The organism is Yoonia sp. D2-7 (assembly GCF_055809435.1).
Genome location: NZ_JBVVTX010000005.1, coordinates 58,729 through 79,163, shown reverse-complemented (window position 1 = coordinate 79,163; position 20,435 = coordinate 58,729). Strand labels below are relative to the sequence as shown.

The following is a 20,435-nucleotide window of genomic DNA, read 5'->3' as shown; positions in this document are numbered from 1 at the left end:
GACGAAACCTGCCCCCGGATTGCATGTCTTGGGCTGTGATTTAGTAGAACGCCTGCAGCCCAGTGATCGCACGGCCAATGATCAACGCATGTATATCGTGAGTGCCTTCGTAGGTGTTCACGGTTTCTAGGTTCATCATATGGCGCATGATCTGGAATTCTTCGGAAATCCCGTTGCCGCCGTGCATGTCCCGCGACACGCGTGCGATATCAAGCGCCTTGCCGCAGTTGTTGCGTTTTATGACTGATATCATCTCTGGCGCTGCTTGTGCATCATCCATCAGACGTCCCACCCGCAGGCTGGCCTGCAAGCCAAGGCTGATCTCGGTCAGCATGTTTGCCAGCTTGACCTGTTGCAGTTGAGTTTGCGCAAGCGGCTTGCCAAATTGTTTGCGGTCCAACCCGTATTGACGCGCGGCGTTCATGCAGAACTCTGCGGCCCCCAAGACCCCCCAACTGATCCCGTAACGCGCACGGTTCAAACAGCCAAACGGGCCTTTCAGCCCTTCTACGTTCGGCAGCAAGGCGTCGTCGCCAACTTCCACGCCGTCCATCACGACTTCACCCGTGATGCTGGCCCGCAAAGATAGTTTGCCGCCCACTTTTGGTGCCGAAAGTCCGGGCATTCCTTTGTCCAATACAAACCCGCGGATTTTACCGCCGTGCGCGTCCGATTTTGCCCAAATGACAAAAACGTCGGCGATCGGGCTGTTCGAAATCCACATCTTCGATCCCGAGATGATATACCCGCTATCCGTCTTCTTCGCCGTTGTTTTCATGCCTGATGGGTCGCTGCCCGCGTCAGGTTCAGTCAAGCCAAAACAGCCGATCCATGCGCCCGAGGCGAGTTTTGGCAGGTATTTGCGGCGTTGGTCTTCGGACCCGTAGGCGTAGATCGGATACATCACGAGCGAGCTTTGCACTGACATCATCGACCGGTAGCCGCTGTCGACTCGTTCGACTTCACGCGCGACTAATCCGTAGGACACATATGACGCGCCTAATCCGCCGTATTCTTCGGGAATCGTGACGCCAAGCAGGCCCATGTCGCCCATTTCGCGAAAGATGCCTGCGTCGGTGTTTTCGTCGCGATAGGCGTCGATCACGCGTGGCTGCAATTTGTCTTGCGCATAGGCCTTTGCCGCGTCGCGCAACATGCGTTCGTCTTCGGTCAATTGGGTTTCGATGGAAAACGGGTCTTCCCAGTTAAAGCGGTTCAGATCGGGGGCGTCTTTGGCTTTCAGCGACATATCGGGTTCCTCTTGCTGGTCGTTTTCTACCAACTGGAACCTCGATTAGGTAATGATTGAAACTGCTCAGTTTATGAGTTCTATGAATGTTATGGTACATCGCCCAAACTACACACCCAGCGTTCAAGAACTGCGTGCATTGGTCAAATGCAGCGAATTCGGGTCTGTTTCGCTTGCCGCAGATGCCCTGAACCTGACGCAAAGTGCTGTTAGTCGGTCGATCCGGTCGTTGGAAGAACGGCTTGGCGTGCAGCTGTTTCACCGCGTGCGGAAACGTCTGGTTTTGTCGGACGCGGGGCGCGCGATGGTGCATGATGCGCGTGAGATCCTGATTGCGCTGGACCGATCCGCGAAGATGGCGATGGCATTCGGGAAGGGCGGTGATGTGTTGCGGTTGGCGGTGCTGCCGACATTTGCTGCAACGTGGCTGATCCCGCGCTTGCCCGCGTTTCTGGACCTGCATCCTGAAGTGTCCATCGATCTCGCGTCGGCGCTGTATCCCGTGGATTTTGACGACAGTCCGTTTGATGCGGCGATCCAACGGGCCAACATGGCGCGCAAAGACACGGATGTTGTGCATCTGCTGGAAGAACGGCTTATCCTTGTCGCGGCCCCCAGCCTGATTACACCTAAGAAGACGCTGACGACGGCTGATCTTGCGGATTATCCGCTGATCCAGTTGGCCACGCGGCCCGAGCTTTGGAATGACTGGTTCGACAACGCGGACGGCGTGCATACAGACCGGATGCAGGGGCCGCGCGTCCAGCATTTTGATATGGTGATTTCAGCAGCTCAAGCGGGGCTTGGGGTCGCTGTTCTGCCAGAGATTTTCGCGCAGCAGGCGATTGCGTCAGGTGCGTTGCAGCAGGTCCACCCCCGGACGCTGCACAGCACTACGTCCTATGCACTGATCCGGCCCAAAGCCCGCCCTGTCAGCGCAACGATTGATGCGTTTGAAACATGGCTGAAATCATATGCGGATCAGCCGATGTTAGGTTAGCCGATCCGCGTCGGGAATGGACAGGTCGATCAGTTCGGCGACTGATCCGATCGCCATTTTTTCCAGAATACGCGCGCGATGATGGTCCACGGTGCGCGGGCTGATGTCCAATTCCCTGCCGATTTCTTTACTGGCTGTGCTGGACGGGTTCGCGATCATGAAATTGGCGACTTCTTTCTCGCGCAGCGTCAGTTTGGCAAAGCGTTTCAGGGCAGAAATGCGGTCGACATCTGCGGCTCTGCGTTCTTGGTCCGCAAGAAAAGCGGCGGTGATGCAATCGACTAAGGCCTTTTGTCGAAACGGTTTTTCCAGAAAATCAATCGCGCCCGCCTTAATGGCTTGGACCGTTTCAGGAACGCCCCCGTGTCCGGATATAAAGATGATCGGGATGTTGATCTTCTTGTCCGCCAGCACCTTTTGCAGTTTCAGGCCGTCCATTTGGGGTAACCCGTAATCCAGCACCAGACACCCGCGTTGGGATGGGTCATATGCATCCAGAAACGCGCGCGCGCTTTCAAATGCCCGCACCGTAAAGCCGCGCTTGTTCAACGCCCGCGACAGACTGGTCCGCACGTCAGCGTCATCATCAATCAGAAAGACGGTGGATGTGTGAGGCGGCGGTGTTTCGACCATAGAAGGGCTATCCAGTTGCGATGCGTTGCCGGATATTAAAGCGTTTCGCATGGCACTGTAAAACGGAACTGCTGCGACGGGTCATCGTACCAAAGATCACCGCCGCCTGCTTCGACAATGGTGCGCGAAATCGAAAGGCCCAGTCCAAGACCGTCGGGTTTGCTGGTTTGGAATTCTTTGAACAGGGTCATGGCAGGATCAACGCCAGGGCCTGTGTCTGCAACCCTGACTTCGATTGCATCCGGCAATTGCACAGCGGTGACCGTGATTTTGCGGTCAGCAGCGTCAGCCATCAGGATCGCGTCAGCCGCGTTCCGCAATAGATTGATCAGAACTTGGGCAATCTGCACGCGGTTACCTAATGCGTTTCGTAACTGTGGGATTTGGGTATCCATCGTAATGTTCCCCGCCTCGAATTCCTGCCGCAACAGGCGTTGAGTTTGTTCGACTAGTTCTTGCAGATCAAATGGCCGGATGGTCCCTTTGTCTTTGCGGACAAAACTGCGCAAGGCGCGGATGATGTCGCCGCCTTGGTGTGCCTGTTCATCCAGTTCTGTCAGGATCGAAATCAGTTCTTCATTCGGCGCAGGATCCATTTTCGCGACCGATAGCGCGGTGTCCAGATTTTGCGTAATCGTCGTCAATGGTTGGCTAAGTTCGTGGGCAAGTCCCGTCGCCATCTGCCCCATCATGTTGACCCGCGTCACATGTGACAGTTCGCGGTTCAAGTCCTGCAGTTTGCCGTCCAGTTTGCGTCTTTGTGCGATTTCGTTGATCAGCGTTTCGTTGGCCGCACGTAGTTCGTTGTAGGTGCGGGGCAGGGGATCGCGGGTGGATACTTCGCCTTGGGACACAAGCGACGTACGCACAGCGAAGGCCCGCACAGGTTTCAGGATCAGTTCCGCGAGGATCAAACCGGCGATGGCCGTTACAATCGAAATGATCGCGGCAATCCAGATGTTGCGCGACAGGTTGTCCCGAATGCCTTGGATGAAATCGTTCTCTGGGGCGAAGACCGCGATGTTCCATGGCAGGTCGATGTCGGGAATTGGCAGCAATAGCGTCATGTATTGATCGCCAGAGAACGTGAATTCGGATTGGACGGATTGGTTCGCTGACAAATCGCTTTTGTCAAAATCCGCAAAGGCCGCCCGCACAATCGGATCGCTGAAATCATTGATACCGATGAACCCGAGTGTACCGTCTTCGTTGCGCGTGCTGATCCGCGCGGGATCAGGGTGCGCGATCACGCGGCCATCATCGCTAAGGATAAAGGCAGCCCCTGAATCGCCAATGGTGAGGTCGGACAGGAACAGGGAAATATCCGCGATATCCAGATCGATCCCCACGACACCGTGCAACTGGTCCTGATCCCCTTGGATCGGTGCGGCGACCGTGATCCCGGGCTGTTGTGATGAAAAGAAGATATACGGGTCGGTCCACACGCGTGACCCCAACTGACGTGCTTCCAGATACCACGGGCGTCCCCGCGCATCGAAGATATCGTTGTCGTCAAAGCTGCGGTCGACCACTTCAAATTCGTTATCGCGCCATATGTATTCCGTCGTCCGCTGTTCGCCGTCGGTTGAGATAAGTTTCGTACGGTAGGGGCCCGGCCCGTCGCTGTTCATGACGTAGACGAAATTGCCGCTTTCGTCCCCGTAGTAGATGCCTGATAGCTGGGTTTCGGCCCGCAACAGCTGGAAGAAATAGCGTTCCATTTCGGCGGGCGCTGTTGTCGACACCAGACCGTTGTCCAACATGCGGCGGGCCTGTTCAGTGATTTCTGTGGCCGGTTCGAGGAAACGCTTGGTATGTTCGGCGGCATTCGCGCCCGCTTCGTCCATCAGGCCACGTGCATGTTCCAGCATGGCACGTTCAGAGGACACGTAAGACGTGGATACAACGAAGATGATGGCGATGAATTGCAGCCCCGCAAGGCTAAGCGCCAGAACAAATCCTAATGAATACCTCATGTCGGAAGTGTGTGCGGTTCGTGTAAGCAGATCAAGTCATTGTCCCGGATCAGCGTCCCCCGATGGGCAACCCAACTGACACCCAATAGCTGCATTCTTAAGCTTGGCGCCAAATTTCAGTGCAGGACCGCTGTCCCAATTTCCGGCAAAGTCTCTCATGAGTTTGGAATGCTGGATATAGGTAATTACGCGCATAGACAGGTTTCGCCGCCACTGAGACAGTCACGGGACAAGCAGGAATCCCCTGCATTGCTGCATTGGGGCGGATCAACGAGACGGACAAAGGCACATCGCCTACGTCCGCATTTCCCGTCCCAAACTATTATTCCTTGGGAGAACAACAATGTTCGATAAAAAAATCTCAACCTTCGCCGCTGTTGCTGTGGCGGCTACTTTGTCAGCGCCTGCGGCTATGGCAGAAGAGTTTATCACAATCGGTACCGGTGGCGTCACCGGCGTTTATTACCCAACAGGCGGCGCGATCTGTCGTCTGGTGAACCAAGGTCGTCGTGACCACGGTGTGCGCTGCTCTGTGGAATCCACAGGCGGGTCTGTCTACAACATCAACACAATCCGCGAAGGCGAATTGGAATTTGGCGTTGCACAGTCCGACTGGCAGTACCACGCATACAACGGCACATCACGCTTTGAAGAAGACGGTGCATTTGAAGGCCTGCGCGCTGTATTCTCGGTACACCCTGAACCGTTCACAGTTGTAGCACGTGCCGACAGCGGCATCGCAACATTCGCTGACCTGCAAGGTAAGCGCGTGAACATCGGTAACCCGGGTTCTGGCCAACGCGGCACCATGGAAGTGCTGATGGAAGCATTGGGTTGGACAACTGACGATTTCGCACTGGCAACAGAGCTGAAAGCGTCTGAGCAGTCCGCAGCGCTTTGCGACAACCAGATCGATGCGATGGTTTACACTGTTGGTCACCCGTCCGGTTCTATCTCTGAAGCAACAACAGCATGTGATTCCGTGCTTGTTGAAGTGTCCGGCGATGTTGTGGCCCAGCTGATCGAAGACAATTCGTTCTACCGTTCCGCAACTATTCCGGGCGGCATGTACCGCGGCAACGACGAAGACGTGACAACATTTGGTGTTGGCGCAACATTCGTCAGCTCCGCTGATGTGTCCGAAGACGTGGTTTACACATTGGTGAAGTCTGTATTCGACAACATCGATGATTTCCGCGGCCTGCACCCAGCGTTTGCGAACCTCGAACCAGCAGACATGGCATCTGCCGGTCTGTCCGCTCCGCTGCACGACGGCGCTGCGAAATACTACACAGAAGCTGGTCTGATCGAATAACGATCCACTCACGTGAAAACCCCAAGGGCAGGTCAGCTTGCCCTTGGGACGCCAAAACACGATCAGCCGGAAACCGGCGACAGGGGGACATATGACGACCGGAGAAAATCGCGCGCTCAGTGAAGCGGAACTTCAGGAACTTGTCGCTGCCAGCGACAGTGGTGCCCGAAGCCCCACCGGCGCAATCGGCAAAATGATCGCAATCACCGCGTTGCTGTGGTCGACCTTTCAGGTCCTGCTGGCATCGCCCATCGGTCCTTACGTTCTTCCCGGTGATTTGATCAATAACTCGCGTCAAATTCACCTCGCCTTTGCTATTTTCCTGTCTGCGATGGCCTACCCGCTGTTCAAAAACAGCCCCCGCGACAGCATTCCTTGGTACGACTGGGTCTTGGGGCTAGGCGGGGCGTTTCTCGCGCTTTACGGCTATTTCTTCTACGACAAAATTGTCGGCAACGGCGGCCTTGCGGATCATTCGGATTCCTACTTCGCGCTTGCTGGTCTGATTTTCCTTTTCATCGCGGCCTACCGCACTCTTGGTCCCGTCATGGTTCTGTTGGCGGTTGTTTTCTTGGGCTACGTTTTCTTCGGATCGTCCGAAGTTGTGCCTGACCAAATCCGTTGGGCTGGCGCATCATTGCGTAAAGCGATGAGCCACATGTGGATCACATCCGAAGGGGTGTTCGGTATCGCCTTGGGCGTATCCACACGTTTCGTTTTCCTGTTCGTGCTGTTTGGTGCGTTGCTAGATAAAGCGGGCGCTGGGAACTATTTCATCAAGATGGCATTTGGTGCCTTGGGCCACCTGCGTGGCGGCCCTGCGAAAGCGGCTGTTGTTGGTTCTGCTGCAACCGGTCTGATTTCGGGGTCATCCATCGCGAACGTTGTGACGACCGGTACATTCACCATTCCATTGATGAAACGCGTTGGTTTCAGCGCTGAAAAAGCGGGTTCTGTCGAAGTTGCGTCATCCGTCAACGGGCAAATCATGCCGCCGGTTATGGGCGCTGCTGCGTTCTTGATGGTGGAATACGTTGGCATTTCCTATGTCGAAGTCATCACCCACGCGTTCTTGCCTGCGATCATCAGCTACATCGCGTTGGTCTACATCGTTCACCTTGAAGCGGTGAAAAACAACATGCCGACAATCGGCAACAAAGCCGTCAACATGGTCAACACCGTGCTGGGGATGTTCGGGTTTTTCGCGGGTTTTGCGCTGCTTTGCTATGCCACGCAGTATCCGGTCGCAGCGATTGTATCATTGTTCCCAGAAGGGTCCGGCCTGATTTTGACCGCATTGCTTGGCTTGGTTTACGTTGCGTTGATCTATCTTGCATCGCAAGTGGAAGACCTTGAACCGGATGATCCCAACGCCGAAGTTGTCGAACTTCCGGACCTCGCGAAGATCTACAAATCCGGCCTGTACTACCTGCTGCCGATCATCGTGTTGGTCTACTTCTTGATGATTGAACGCAAATCGCCGGGTCTGTCTGCTTTCTGGGCGACGTTCATGCTGTTCGGTATTTTGCTGACGCAAAAGACGCTGAAGGCGTTCTTCCGTGGCCAGCCGAACCCGATCAGCCGCCTGAAAGAGGGTCTGACGGATTTGATCGAAGGGATGATCGACGGAGCGCGGAACATGATCGGTATCGGTCTTGCGACTGCAACGGCTGGTATCATCGTGGGCACCGTATCTTTGACCGGCATCGGTCAGGTGATGGCGGATTTCGTCGAATTCCTGTCTGGTGGTAACCTGATCCTGATGCTGATCTTCGTGGCGATCTTGTCGCTGATCCTTGGCATGGGGCTGCCGACAACCGCGAACTACATCGTTGTGTCATCGCTGATGGTGGCTGTTGTGGTTGAATTGGGCGCGCAGTCCGGTTTGGTCGTGCCGCTGATCGCTGTGCACTTGTTTGTGTTCTACTTCGGGATCATGGCGGACGTGACGCCGCCCGTTGGTCTGGCCAGTTTCGCGGCTGCTGCCGTTTCTGGCGGCGATGCGATCCGGACCGGTTTCACCGCGTTCTTCTACAGCTTGCGGACAGTGGCCCTGCCATTTGTGTTCATCTTTAACACTGATCTTCTGTTGATTGATGTGACGGTGACACAAGGGATCATCGTTTTCATTACCGCCACCATCGGGATCTTGGTCTTTACGGCGGCGACAATGGGCTGGTTCATGACAAAGAACCGCATCTGGGAAACCGTCGCGATGTTGGTGATTGCATTCGCATTGTTCCGCCCAGGGTTCTTTATGAACCAGATCCAGCCACCGTTTGAGGAAATCGCACCCGCCGCATTCACGCAAGCCTTGGCAGATGCTGAACCGGGTAGCACGTTGCGCACCGTCATCACGGGACCGGATTTCGACACCTTCGATATGAAAGATATCACCGTGCCGCTGACCGTACCGGATGTGGAAGGGGCCGATGCGCGCCTTGACGCACTGGGCATTATCCTTGTGCCAGTTGGGGATGCGCAGAACATGGACGAACCGGGGTTCGGGACGGACTTGTCTGACGCGCTTTCATCGTTTGATTTCTACGGCGACGAACCAGTGGCTATCAGTTCTGTTCAAGTGGCCGCAAACCAGTTGCCAAAGGAACTGATCTGGATCCCTGCACTTCTGCTGCTTGCTTTGATTGCCTTCCTGCAGAACAATCGGGCGGCCCCACACACGCACCGTGAAGGAGAAACGGCATGAGTAAGACAGTACTTTGCGCGGTCGATATCAACCGGCCTTCTGATGAAGCCAATGTCGTCAAACAAGCCAAGAAATTGGCGGATATGGATGGCGCGCAGTTGGATGTCATCACCGTTGTTCCGGATTTCGGGGCTAACGTGGTCAGCGCATATTTCAAAGATCACGATGTGAAACCGGCGAAAGACGGGGCGGCGAAACTGCTGAACGAGATGATCGAAGGCATCGTTGGTGCCGAGGCGAATAAAGACATTCGTCACATCGTCGCAATCGGCACTGTTTACGAAGAGGTTTTGAAGGCCGCCAAGCTGTCGAAAACCGACCTCATCGTGATTGGTGCGCACCGGCTGGATTTCAAAGACTATCTGCTCGGGCCAAATGCGGCCCGCGTTGTGCGCCATTCCGATTGCTCGGTCTATGTCGTGAGATAACACAGCGCAGGTCTACGCGTACTTACCAATCCAAAACGCCGGGGACATGCCCCGGCGTTTTCGTGTTTAAAGGTCAGGTTTTAGAATTTGCCGGGTGACCAGAAGTATGTCTCACCGGAACTGTCATCCACACCATCGTTGTCGGTGCTGATCCACGCTGTGCCGTCTTCCATGATGGCCAGCCCTTCGACTTTGTCGACCACATAGCCGTTTAGGGACGTCAGATCAGGGATCAGGTCGCGTACCTCTTCTTTGCTGACGACAGGCAGGTCACCACCAAGGGGTGCGGCCACCATGTCAGCCGCAGCGATGCGGTAGATCTTCTTGGTCACGGCAGCCCCGCCGATCTGGTTGTCGCGTTCGATAACGTAGACGTAATCGCCATGTGCCACGATTTCTGACAAACCTACCCAACCGGTGTCAGGGTCGGCTTTCGGATAATGCACGGCCCCCCATTCTTCGGTCTCAAGGTTATAGGCCACCAATTTGACGTGGTTTTCCGGATCATCCGCCCATTCGCGCTGAACCGCCATCCAAAGCGTGTCGCCCACGCGTGTGATGCCTTCGAACCCGAAACGACGTTCAACAGCCAGCAATTCGGCAGGCAACGGGATTTCCGCGTCGATGTTGCCGTCCATGTCAACGTGGTAAAGCCCGTGCGGGATCATCCGGTCGGTGCGCCCTTCAGATGCGATCCAGAACCCTTCGCCGTCAAAATACACGCCTTCCATGTCCAGTTTCTGCGCCGGATGACCACCGCGTGTCACGACAGTTACATCCGTGATTGTGGCGGGCGTCGTCGCAGTGTCGATGGTGAAGATTGTCGGCTGATACCCGTAGAAACTGTCGTTTACCGCGTAAACTGTTGATCCTGCGCCTGCGGACATGCCGGAAATCGCACCCCAACCGATCAATTCATCCGCGCCTGCAGATGTCAGCTGTGGGTAAGATGCGGCCGCGTCAGTCAGTTCGTAGATCATCACATGGGACCGGACACCGCCGTCTTCGATCAGGTCGACTTCGTTTGCGGTGACAAACAGGTTCCGACCGGGGATCGCAACAGCACCTTCAGGACCGACACCGGATGGCAAAAGCTGCGCCAGTACAGGGGCTGAAGGGTCGGTCAGGTCGTAGACCCCAACGATGGACGACCGTTCGGCAAGGATAAAGGCCATTGGCGTGTCGTTGAAAACGCCGAATTCCATGCCTTCTGGTTCGACGCCTTTGCTGTCGGACCGCTTGTCGGGGTAATGACCTGCCGCAATGATCGCCTGTTCGAAACCGGTGCCGTTTTCGTAAACTTCGGTCCCGTCTTTGTTAAAGATCGTCCAACCCCGCGATCCGCCGTCCATGTCGCCTTCGTTGGCGATGGCAAAATGATTGTCGTCGATCCACTGAACCGCGTCAGGTTCACGCAGACGGTTCGGCTGGCTTTCGGTGAAAACCAACGCGCCGCGTTCGTCTGTCGCGTCGATGTTTTCAAGATCAACCTGACCTGCGGAGAAGTGGTTGATCACACCGTCTTTGGTGGCCACGACCATGTGGTTGTTTTCTTGCATCGTCAGGACGATTTCGCCAGCGGCGTTGATGTCGACGAATTCCGGCTCTGGATCCTCAGGCGAGATTTCAGCGATCCCTGTCACGTCGATCACGTTGACTGTGTCACAATCCAAAGACCCGTCAACCACATCGACAGTCACCAGAAAACCACCCGGCAACTGGCCTGTGCGGCCATCGCCAAGGTCTTCGTCGCGTTCGTTTTCAATCGCAACCGCGATGAACGACCCGTCGGGCGCTGCAGCTGTGGAATCCGGCTGACCACCCAGATCGCAGACGGCGGTTTCGGTCATCGTGGCCAGGTCAAACGCTTTGATCATGCCGGATGGCGCTGTGTAGCTTTCGGATGTGTTCACGCCGACAAAGGCGGTGTTGCCGATGATAGAAACGGCTGTCGGTTCACCGCCAACTGCGATGTTCCCTTTTGGTGTCGGATTTGCGGGGTCGGTGATGTCGATCAGGCCGATAACCTCGAGCGGGCTGTCAGAATAGACCAGCGTCATACCGTCGGCTGTGGCGCTGATAATCTCGGCAGAGCTTTCCGCGTTAGCTTCGGCGTTGTTCAGATGCGTCGGAAAGCTGGCGATCCGGTTAAATGCGTCGGCCTGTGCGGTGGCGGCGGTCAGTGCCAAGACAGAGGTCATGGCGGTCAATCTTAAATACACGTGCGTGTTCCCCATAGATTTCAATCGCTCACCGCATGCACGTGCCCCGTAAAAACTGTGTAACGCTTCGAATACAGATTTATGACAGTTGCACGGACCGCCCGACGCTACTGTTTTTTGACATGCTGCGGTCGCGATCAGGCGGTGAAGCTTGCCCGATATTCCGTCGGTGACATCTGCATCTGACGGCGAAATGCGGCGTTGAACCCTGACAAGGACCCGTACCCTACAGCAAACGCGATTTCGGTGATCTGTGCGTCTGTCGTAGCCAACGCCTCTACCGCCCGCATGATACGAATGTGGCGCAGCACCTCGCGCCACGTCATGCCCATTTCGTCGGCAAAGCGACGTGCCAAAGCCCGAGGTGACTGGTTGGACTGCGTCGCGATATCCTCAAATGTCGGATCTGCATGGGCCAGTTGTTCGGTCAATTGCACCGCATTTTTTAATTGGTCTGACTTGGGTGACGGCAAAACGCATTGGCTTGGCACCAATGATAACTGGTGCACGACATCGGCCAAGGTTTCGAAAATGCGTTTGGCGAACGGCGATAGCGGCCCGTTTTCGGGGCCCCAGTCCCGGCATGTGCGGACCAATTCACGCGCAAGAGGCGACATGTCGAACACCGTCAGCACGTGGTCCGGTGCTTTGGTAAATTCGGTGGCGAACAAGACCGATGCAGAGGTCAGTTTTGACAAAACAGTGATTGTGATCGGGTGTCCCGCGCTGATCAGTGCTGCGCGCGCAGGCGGTAATGTCCAGCGTTTCCCGTCGGCTTCCAGACGAATGGTGCCTTCCAACGCATAGAGCAAATAATGGCGATCCACCTCGAATTGAGATGGATCAGCTGGTTCAAAACTCCGGTGGACACAATAAGCTTCTGGCTGCATTCGTTAATTTACGTTTTCGATCAGTGTCGCGTCAAACCTTTTGCTGACAGGTGGGGACGTCATGATAGGCCGTAATACCTGCCCGACTGTCGCAAAGCTATCTGACGCGATGTAGGCGTCAAAATCGCCTACCGTTTCCCATTCATGGACCACCCCAACATCGGTGTCATTGGTCGGGTTCAGGTAGGGCACAAATGACATGCATCCGGTCATCGCGCGAACAGTTTCGACCTCTTGTTTTAAGGTGTCTAGGGCAAGGCTGCGGTGCGCGGATGCGACCGGAAACGATACATGAACAATCAACATTTTATGTCTCTTTCGGTTGGGTTTTCTGGAATATGTAGCCAAGGCTGGTACGGCTTGGCGGCCCGGTTCGAAACCTGCGCACGGCCACTTTGGTCAGTCCGGCGGCATGGGCCATTGCGGTAATATCTGTTCGTTTGAACCAGCGATGCCGGAACCGAAGCCAAATCACCCAATTGCACCAATGCGGTTTTGAAACAGCCAGATAGAGACGGCCATTGGGGGTCAACATCTGCGCAAAGTGATGCATTGCAACTGCGGGGTCGTCGAAATGTTCAAGGACATGCGCGGCCAAGACTGCTTCGAATTGGGTGTCTGGCCGAAAATCATCAAATGCGCAGTGTGCAACCGTCGGGCGCAGTCCGCGTGTCGCAAATTGTGCCTGCGCTTGTTCAAGCATCGCCATCGACGGGTCAAGAAGCGTCACGTCAGAACTGCCGCCCACGTCCACCCAAGCCTGTGCAAAAGCGCCCGTGCCAGTCCCGACGTCCAAAACATGACCTGATCGCAGGACGTCATTCGCGAAGAAATCAGAATACGCTTTGGTGTAGCCAAGGCGCGCAATCTTCGTGTTCCAAGTCAGGGCAGCGTTTTCATATCGCAGAGAAATATCCATGCGACCGACATACCGCCCGCAAAACCGCCGCGCTTACGTCAGATTGCCAAGATTGACCGTGAAGCTGCCAAGTTGCGTGTTTACGGATCAGGTCCTGTCGTAGGCGTCTTCGTAGCGTGTGATGTCATCTTCGCCCAGATAGCCGCCTGTTTGGACTTCGATCAGGTACATCGGCAGTTTGCCGGGGTTGGATAGCCGATGCACGGTGCCGAGCGGGATGTAGACGCCTTCGTTTTCCGTCACCAGTTTTGTGTCTTCGCCGATTGTCACCTCTGCCGTGCCTGCCACGACGATCCAGTGCTCGGACCGGTGGTGATGGCTTTGCAGGCTCAACACGCCGCCCGGTTTCACCATGATCCGTTTGACTTGGAACCGCACATCGAGGCAAAGCGTTTCATACCAACCCCATGGCCGATAGAAGCGCGGGTAATCGTCCGCCTGCGCGACTTTCTGGGTGCGCAACGCGCCGACGATGGCTTTGACGTCTTGTGACCGCGATTTGTCGGCCACGAGAACTGCGTCCCGCATCGCAACCGCCACGATGTTATCGAGCCCAAGACCGACAAGCTGCAATGTGTCTTCTTCGGATCGCAGGTAGCTGTTGGTGCAATCCAGCGCCGTCACCGCACCGATTGCGACCATGCCGTCCGCGTCTGGTGATTGCGTTTGCCACAGCGCGTCCCATGATCCCAGATCGGACCACGCGCAGGACAGGGGCACAGCCATGACGGTTTGCGCCTTTTCCATGATTGCGTAGTCGAACGAAATCGCCGCGGCCTGCGCATATTCATTTGCGCCGAGCCGGAAGAAGTCGAGGTCGTCGGACCCCGCATCAATCGCGGCTTGGCAAGGCGTGACCAGATCAGGTGCGTGCTGGTTGAAGGCCGCGATAATATCTTTGACGCGAAACAGGAATATCCCCGCGTTCCAAAGGTAATTGCCCGCTTCTAACATTTGTTGGGCGGTCGCCGCGTCCGGTTTTTCGCGGAAACTGTTCAGCTTGATCGCGGCACCGCTGTCAGGTGTCTGCGGCAGTTCAAGATAACCGTAACCGGTTTCCGGTCTGTCGGGCGTGATACCGAAGGTCACCAATGCACCGGTTTGCGCGGCTTCAGCGGCGGCTTTGATCGCGGTCAGAAACGCAGGAAGATCGCCGATGACATGGTCTGACGGGGCCACAAGCATCACCGCGTCGGGCGTATCGGCAAGCGATAGGGCAGCGGTCAGGATCGCGGGGGCGGTATCGCGGCCCATCGGTTCCACGATGACGCGGGCGTCGGATAGGCCAAGATCCTGGGCCTGCTCTGTCGCCATAAAGCGGAAGTCGTTGCCGGTCATGATCAAGGGAGCTGCAAAATCGGGGCCCGTAAGCCGCTGTAGCGCCATCTGATACAGGCTTTGTTCGCCGATCAGAGGCGCAAATTGCTTGGGGTAGGCCTTGCGCGATGCGGGCCAAAGCCGTGTGCCGGAACCGCCGCAAAGGATGACAGGATGGATCATAGCAGGGTTTTCCGGGAAATCATTACAAGGACTGTCATGATTTTGCGGGGTGGCGTGTCGTAATGCAAGAGGGTGCGGCCGCCCGGTTGGGACGAGCGACCGCGCAGGGCTTAGAGCCCCGATTTGCTTTCCGCGATATACAGCGGCACGATGGTGTCGAATTGGGCCAGCAGTGCGTCAAGGTCGTCGTAAACCTCTGACACGGTGTCCAAATCTGTTGTCCCGTCGATGCTGTTCAACTGATCGCGTAATGCGGACCAATCGGCGGTCATCGCTGCCAGACCATCGCGGATTTCGGGTGTGGCTGGCGCAGAAACACCGGCCCCTTCAAACCCGTTGACCAGCGCGTTGAGCGATGCGTCAAACCGGCGGGTCGATTTGGCAAGCCGCACTTCGCTGCCCATCACCGCGTTGCCTGTCACGATCCCGCAGGTTTCCTTGGCGATCTGTTGCGACAAGGTCCGCTGACGTGTCGCGATTTGCAACGTGAACGCGTCGTTCTGCAACAGGGCAGGGGGGATGGCGTAATGGCTGATCGTTTCGCTGATCAGGTTTTTGGACGCATGCATCAGGTTCAGATTCTGCCGCGATATGTAATCGGGACCTACTTCGGTCGCGCCAACATCAAAGCGTAGTGTCATCGCCTGTTTGAACGTGTCCCATTGCAAGGCAACACCGCGGATCGCGGACAGCATGCGCCGGTCGTCTTCGGCCAATGCAACGTTCAGCGCGGTATCACCGTCTTTCATGGCGTCCAGCAGGCCGTCGACTTCGGCAATTGCCTCCATAATCGCGGCTTGGTTTTCAGCCGCATTGATCCCTGCTTCGGCCATACAGGCCATTGCTGTGATCCGCTGGCTGTACATCCGGACACGGTCGCCGATTTCGATCCGTTCCGCACCAGCGCGGTAATGATCGTCAGCGGTTTGGGCCATAACAGCGGGTGCTGCTGTCAGCGTCGCGGCAAGACATGCGCCTTGTACGATGCGTTTCATAAAGCCTTTGTCGGTGTTTGACATTGAACAGGCCTCCTGTTGGGTGACGGGGCGGGTCGTTATGTGTGTGCTGCGCTGTTTCATGATTTGCTGATCCATGTTTCAACGCGGCGGTTGATCAACCGACCGGATTCGTTGGTGTTACATGCCGCCGGAGAGATTTCGCCAAAACCTTGGATGTTCAGCGTGATACCGTCCAAACGGTCACCTGCGATGTCCATCAAAGCGTCACGGACTTGTTCAGCGCGGCCTTCGGACAGCGTCAGGTTTGGTTCAAAGGCACCCACGTTGTCGGCAAAACCCACGAAAGTGACCTCTGTGCCTGCTGGCTGATCGGCGAGGTAATTCGCAAGGCGTTCAAGGTCCAGTTTGCCGCGTGGATCAAGGTTGGTTGACCCCGTACGGAAACGGAATGTGGACGACAGACGGTCGTGTGTGTCCAGCATTTCGACCATGTCGGTCGACAGGGCGACTTCGAATGAATCGGTGCCTGCGGATTGCACGCGCTGGCCACGATCGCTGTTGGCGGCTTGCACCACACGTTCGATCCCCAGATCGATAAAGCCGGACTGCAGGATCACGTTGGACGCGGCATCTGATGTCGCGAAATCCACGAAATCAGCGCTAAGCGCATTGTCGATGTCTGCACGGTTGTACATGTAAAGACGACGGAACAGGGCGTATTCCTCTGTCTTCACAGAGAACGCATCGGGTGTCGTGCCGATCCCGCATTCGCTAACCAAAGACAACGGTTTTTGACCGCGCTTGAACGCAAAACCCACGTAGGCAATCGCACCCGGATTGTCGTCGACATAAAGGGCTGCGTTGACGTTGTCGGTTGCTTCGTATGCACCGTTCAGTGCTGCATCTTCGGCCCCGAAGACGCCCGTGCTAAACACCGCGTTTGTGCCTGCGTCGGTTTGCACAACTGGTTCAATCGCCAGATCAGGACCACCCAATTCGGACCAGTTGGTGATGTCACCGGCGTAGATCCGCGCAAGGTTTTCCATCGACACGTCTTGGATCGGGTTCGACGGGTTCACGACCACAACAAGGCTATCAACAGCCACGATGTGTTCTTGGCTTGGGTCGATCATGTTGCCGGCACCTGCGGCTTTCAGCGCGCGGGCTTCATCTGGGCGGATACGGCGGGATGACATGCCAACCTGGATCGAATTATCGAGCAAGCTGGTGAACGCATCATCAGACGTGCCGGACCGTACAAGATACGTGCCGATCTGGTCGCCAAAGCCATCTTCGCCGACCAATGTGGTCGCGAATTCGCCTTGGGTCTGCGTTTTTTCGGTCTGCGCTTCAGCGCTTGTGTCGGTTGCAAAACCGGCCAACAACAGCGGCATCAGGCCTTCGGTGATGGCGTCGGACCCGCCAATAGACACGTCCGGCAAGATTTCCGCGAAGACCGGACAACCGGCACCGTCACAGCGGACGCGTTCGGCGGAAACGCGCAAATCGCCAAGGTCAGTTTGCAAGAAGTAATGTTCGCTATCGAAACTAATTAGATCGCCGACAAGATTAATCGTGCCATCGGTAGATCGCAGCGTAACTTCGTCAGCCGCAGCGGCGCCTGCCAATGCGGTTGCACCAAGCAAGGCACAGATACGGCCAAGTGATGCAGGGGTCTTTAGAAATTCATAGGTCAATAGTCTGCTCCATATGTTATGCCGACTTGGCACAACCCGTCGTGAGGAAACCGGGTCGCCAATCGTCGAACAATCAACTGCAAACTTGATGATTAGGAATGAGGGCGGGATAATGTTTCGGCGGGACCGTAACTTGGCGTAACTTTGCGTAACTGTCCGAAACTAAGGCGGCGGGCCTGATACAATTTCGACGCCCGACTGTATCAATCCCCTAGTTTTGCTGATAATTTGGGCACATCTAAAACTTTAGGACTTTGGCCACATTTAGGCAATTTCTTCACCGTAAGTTACGTAATCGTTTTCATTAAAGGGTAATTATGCCGGAAATTGGCAAAATCTAAACTTTAGATCGAACTCATCTAAAATGTTACGACGCAAACTTGCCTTGGTTGAGAGCATCAATTCGGGACCTGATACAAATTCTCTGTGTCACCCTCATCCGCTGGATCAGACAAGCACCATGGGCACTTGATTAACCCGCATTACGCAACAATCGGCGCATTTGCGCGATTTTGACGGTCCAGTCACCGCACATTTGACGCCAAGTGCCGTTTTCAACTTTGAATTGCGTTGTTGCGCTGGTAGCGTCTGGTGTGACGTTGAGAGTTAGGAAAAGTTGATGAACGCGCGATTTAAGCAAGATGAACGTATGGGGCAGCTTCATACGGCGTTGGGTGCGAATACGCTGGTGCTTCTTCGTATGACGACTGAAGAACACGTCAACGATTTGTTCACCATTCGCGTCGATGCTTTGGCTGAACGCAACGATCTGGACTTTGACGCGCTGATCGGCACCCATGCGACGGTTGAGCTGACGACGTATGACAACCCTGACGTCCCGTTTGACGGCATCATTTCCGAAGTGAACTTTGACGGCCTGCATGAAAACGGCTGGCGCTATACCCTGACGCTAAAGCCGTGGATGTGGCTGGCGGGTCTGCGCCGCAATCAACGGATTTATCACGAGAAAACTGTCGTCGAAATTCTCGACGAACTGCTCGCCCCCTATTCCGGCCTTGGCGAACCTGCGATGGAAAAGCGGCTGTCGGGCAGCTATCCGACGCTGGAATACACCGTGCAATACCGCGAAAGCGATCTGGATTTTGCGACCCGTTTGATGGAACGGTTCGGGATTTCCTACCATTTTACCCATGACCGCGGGTCGCACACTTTGGTGCTGACCGACGCGATGACCGCACATGAACCGCTGCACGGCAGTAGTCGCGCGTTCAAAATGGTGTCCGACGGGAACCGCACCACCGATGAGGAACATTTTACCGATATGCGCCCCGGCAGACGGTTAACGACCGGCGGGATCAGGTTAACGGACTACAACTTCAAGAAGCCAAGCGCGTCGATGGAAACCGACCGGATGGGCGACGCGGCCTACAGTCAGGGCCAGATCGAAAGCTACGATTATCCGGGCGATTATCTGGATCAGGGCACCGGCAAACTGGTCGCCCGCCTGCGCACGCTGCAAGAACGCGGGCAAGATCACCGCCATCAAGCCAGCGGTGATGTGGCGTCTTTGCGGGCAGGCCTCACCGTCAAGGTGAAGGGCGACAAGGTCACGGGCGTTGACGATCCGTGTCTGTGCCTGTCGGCCAGCCACAGCTTTGCGACTGCATCTTTTGCATCAGGTCAGGGCAATTCGGAGCCTGTTTACGACGGATCCTACGTGCTGCTACCGATCTCTGCGCCGCTGGCCCCGGAACGCAAAACCCGCATCCCCGTTGTGCACGGCCCCCAAACGGCAGTCGTGGTCGGCGAGGGCGAGATTGATTGCGACGAATACGGCCGCATTCTGGTGCATTTCCACTGGGACCTCGACAACCGGTTCTCGATGCGGTGCCGCGTGTCACAAAACTGGGCCGGTAAGGGCTGGGGTGGTATGGTGATCCCGCGGATCGGCATGGAAGTTGTGGTCGAATTTCTTGAAGGCAATCCTGACAAACCGCTGGTCACGGGCTGTGTGTACAACGGCAAGAACGACGTGCCCTATCCGCTGCCTGCGAACAAAACCAAGTCCACGTTCAAAACCGACACCCACAAGGGCGGCGGCTTTAACGAGCTCATGTTCGAAGACGAAAAAGACGAAGAACTGATCTATATGCATGGTCAAAAAGACCAGCAGATCGACATTCTGAATGACCGGACCAAGACAATTGGGCAGGACCAATCGGAAACGGTTGGGCGCGATAAAGCGATCTCTGTCGGGCAAGATCATACCGAAGTTGTAGGCCGCGATGAAACGATTAACATTGGCCGCGACGTGCAATATACCGTCGGCCAGAACCAGATCGAAAACTATGGCAAGGACCATGTGCACAACGTGGCCAACATCCACAAACAGGACATCTTTGCCGATCACCTGACCCAAGTTGGCCGCAACGCCGAACATACGGTTCTTGGGAAATCGACGCTGAACGTGAACCAGTCGATCACGAACAACACGAAGGTCCACACGCTGATGGCGTTCCAGAAGTTCGTGATCAAGGGTCCGGGCGGGAAAATCACGCTTGATAGTTCTGGCGTCACGATTGAAGGCGCACAGATCAAACTCAAGGGCAATGTGTCGATGGGCGGCTCTGGCAGTTCACAAGTCCCGACCCTGCAGGGGGCTGCGAACGCGGGCCTGCCACTGGTCGAGGAATGCCCGAAGGAGGGTGAATAATGATCCCGATTGCACGCCTTGGCGATAAACACGTCTGCCCGATCCACGGCCCCAACACGATTGTGTCTGGCGGCAAAGCGATGATCGACGGCAAGCCGGTCGCGCGCATGGGCGACAAAACCGCCTGCGGGGCCACCATCATCATGGGATCATCCATGTCCACCGACGACGGTAAACCCGTCGCCTACCTCGGCTGCGCAACATCCCACGGCGGCGCAATCGTCGCAGGTTCACCAAACCACAAGATCTTGCCGTAAAGACCGACG

16 protein-coding genes are annotated in these 20,435 nt (G+C 55.9%); 6 read left to right on the top strand and 10 right to left on the bottom strand.

The window, feature by feature from the left end; all coding sequences use genetic code 11:
* Positions 1 to 40: 40 nt before the first annotated feature.
* Entirely contained in the window at positions 41 to 1,249 is a 1,209-nt protein-coding gene (locus AC0L7R_RS19300; protein ID WP_473661003.1) for an acyl-CoA dehydrogenase family protein, read from the bottom strand.
* 91 nt (positions 1,250 to 1,340) lie between these two features.
* On the opposite strand from AC0L7R_RS19300, the gene AC0L7R_RS19295 reads away from it, so the two are divergent.
* Entirely contained in the window at positions 1,341 to 2,249 is a 909-nt protein-coding gene (locus tag AC0L7R_RS19295) for a LysR substrate-binding domain-containing protein (protein WP_473661001.1), read from the top strand.
* Here AC0L7R_RS19295 and AC0L7R_RS19290 read toward each other — a convergent pair.
* Positions 2,241 to 2,882 (bottom strand): response regulator, encoded by a 642-nt coding sequence (locus AC0L7R_RS19290; protein ID WP_473660999.1) that lies wholly within the window; start codon positions 2,880 to 2,882, stop codon positions 2,241 to 2,243. The two genes, AC0L7R_RS19295 and AC0L7R_RS19290, sit on opposite strands and share 9 nt — an antisense overlap.
* 35 nt (positions 2,883 to 2,917) lie before the next feature.
* Positions 2,918 to 4,858 carry a cache domain-containing protein gene (locus AC0L7R_RS19285; RefSeq protein ID WP_473660997.1) on the bottom strand — a complete coding sequence of 647 codons (1,941 nt, stop codon included), beginning with the start codon at positions 4,856 to 4,858 and terminating at the stop codon, positions 2,918 to 2,920.
* A 343-nt stretch (positions 4,859 to 5,201) separates the two neighbouring features.
* Here AC0L7R_RS19285 and AC0L7R_RS19280 point away from each other — a divergent pair, with 343 nt between their 5' ends.
* The 3 genes from AC0L7R_RS19280 (at position 5,202) to AC0L7R_RS19270 (ending at position 9,308) form a co-directional block, all read left to right on the top strand.
* Positions 5,202 to 6,173: a TAXI family TRAP transporter solute-binding subunit gene (locus tag AC0L7R_RS19280; protein ID WP_348109500.1), complete on the top strand. Its 972-nt coding sequence runs from the start codon at positions 5,202 to 5,204 to the stop codon at positions 6,171 to 6,173.
* 91 nt (positions 6,174 to 6,264) lie between these two features.
* Positions 6,265 to 8,880: a TRAP transporter fused permease subunit gene (locus AC0L7R_RS19275; protein WP_473660995.1), complete on the top strand. Its 2,616-nt coding sequence runs from the start codon at positions 6,265 to 6,267 to the stop codon at positions 8,878 to 8,880.
* Positions 8,877 to 9,308, top strand: coding sequence for a universal stress protein (locus AC0L7R_RS19270; RefSeq protein WP_348109498.1), 432 nt, complete (start codon positions 8,877 to 8,879; stop codon positions 9,306 to 9,308). The genes AC0L7R_RS19275 and AC0L7R_RS19270 overlap by 4 nt, the downstream gene beginning before the upstream one ends.
* 80 nt (positions 9,309 to 9,388) lie before the next feature.
* Here the strand turns inward: AC0L7R_RS19270 and AC0L7R_RS19265 are convergent, their stop codons facing one another.
* From AC0L7R_RS19265 to AC0L7R_RS19235, 7 genes are all read right to left on the bottom strand, one after another.
* On the bottom strand, positions 9,389 to 11,509 hold the full coding sequence (locus AC0L7R_RS19265; RefSeq protein WP_473660993.1) for an esterase-like activity of phytase family protein: 2,121 nt from the start codon (positions 11,507 to 11,509) through the stop codon (positions 9,389 to 9,391).
* A 158-nt stretch (positions 11,510 to 11,667) separates the two neighbouring features.
* Positions 11,668 to 12,420 carry a helix-turn-helix domain-containing protein gene (locus tag AC0L7R_RS19260; RefSeq protein ID WP_473660991.1) on the bottom strand — a complete coding sequence of 251 codons (753 nt, stop codon included), beginning with the start codon at positions 12,418 to 12,420 and terminating at the stop codon, positions 11,668 to 11,670.
* A gap of 3 nt (positions 12,421 to 12,423) precedes the next feature.
* Positions 12,424 to 12,726 (bottom strand): antibiotic biosynthesis monooxygenase, encoded by a 303-nt coding sequence (locus AC0L7R_RS19255; protein WP_473660989.1) that lies wholly within the window; start codon positions 12,724 to 12,726, stop codon positions 12,424 to 12,426.
* 1 nt (position 12,727) lies between these two features.
* On the bottom strand, positions 12,728 to 13,339 hold the full coding sequence (locus AC0L7R_RS19250; protein WP_473660987.1) for a methyltransferase domain-containing protein: 612 nt from the start codon (positions 13,337 to 13,339) through the stop codon (positions 12,728 to 12,730).
* An 87-nt stretch (positions 13,340 to 13,426) separates the two neighbouring features.
* Complete coding sequence (locus tag AC0L7R_RS19245) at positions 13,427 to 14,839, bottom strand: mannose-1-phosphate guanylyltransferase/mannose-6-phosphate isomerase (protein WP_473660985.1); 1,413 nt, start codon at positions 14,837 to 14,839, stop codon at positions 13,427 to 13,429.
* Positions 14,840 to 14,949: 110 nt separating this feature from the next.
* Positions 14,950 to 15,858: a type IV pili methyl-accepting chemotaxis transducer N-terminal domain-containing protein gene (locus tag AC0L7R_RS19240; RefSeq protein WP_348109492.1), complete on the bottom strand. Its 909-nt coding sequence runs from the start codon at positions 15,856 to 15,858 to the stop codon at positions 14,950 to 14,952.
* A gap of 56 nt (positions 15,859 to 15,914) precedes the next feature.
* Positions 15,915 to 17,495 carry a substrate-binding domain-containing protein gene (locus tag AC0L7R_RS19235; RefSeq protein WP_473660983.1) on the bottom strand — a complete coding sequence of 527 codons (1,581 nt, stop codon included), beginning with the start codon at positions 17,493 to 17,495 and terminating at the stop codon, positions 15,915 to 15,917.
* A gap of 619 nt (positions 17,496 to 18,114) precedes the next feature.
* On the opposite strand from AC0L7R_RS19235, the gene AC0L7R_RS19230 reads away from it, so the two are divergent.
* Both AC0L7R_RS19230 and AC0L7R_RS19225 read left to right on the top strand, forming a co-directional pair.
* Positions 18,115 to 20,169 (top strand): type VI secretion system tip protein TssI/VgrG, encoded by a 2,055-nt coding sequence (locus tag AC0L7R_RS19230; protein ID WP_473660981.1) that lies wholly within the window; start codon positions 18,115 to 18,117, stop codon positions 20,167 to 20,169.
* A complete protein-coding gene (locus tag AC0L7R_RS19225; protein ID WP_247129925.1) occupies positions 20,169 to 20,426 on the top strand; it encodes a PAAR domain-containing protein in 258 nt (85 codons plus the stop codon). Before AC0L7R_RS19230 ends, AC0L7R_RS19225 begins: the two co-directional genes overlap by 1 nt.
* Positions 20,427 to 20,435 lie beyond the last annotated feature (9 nt).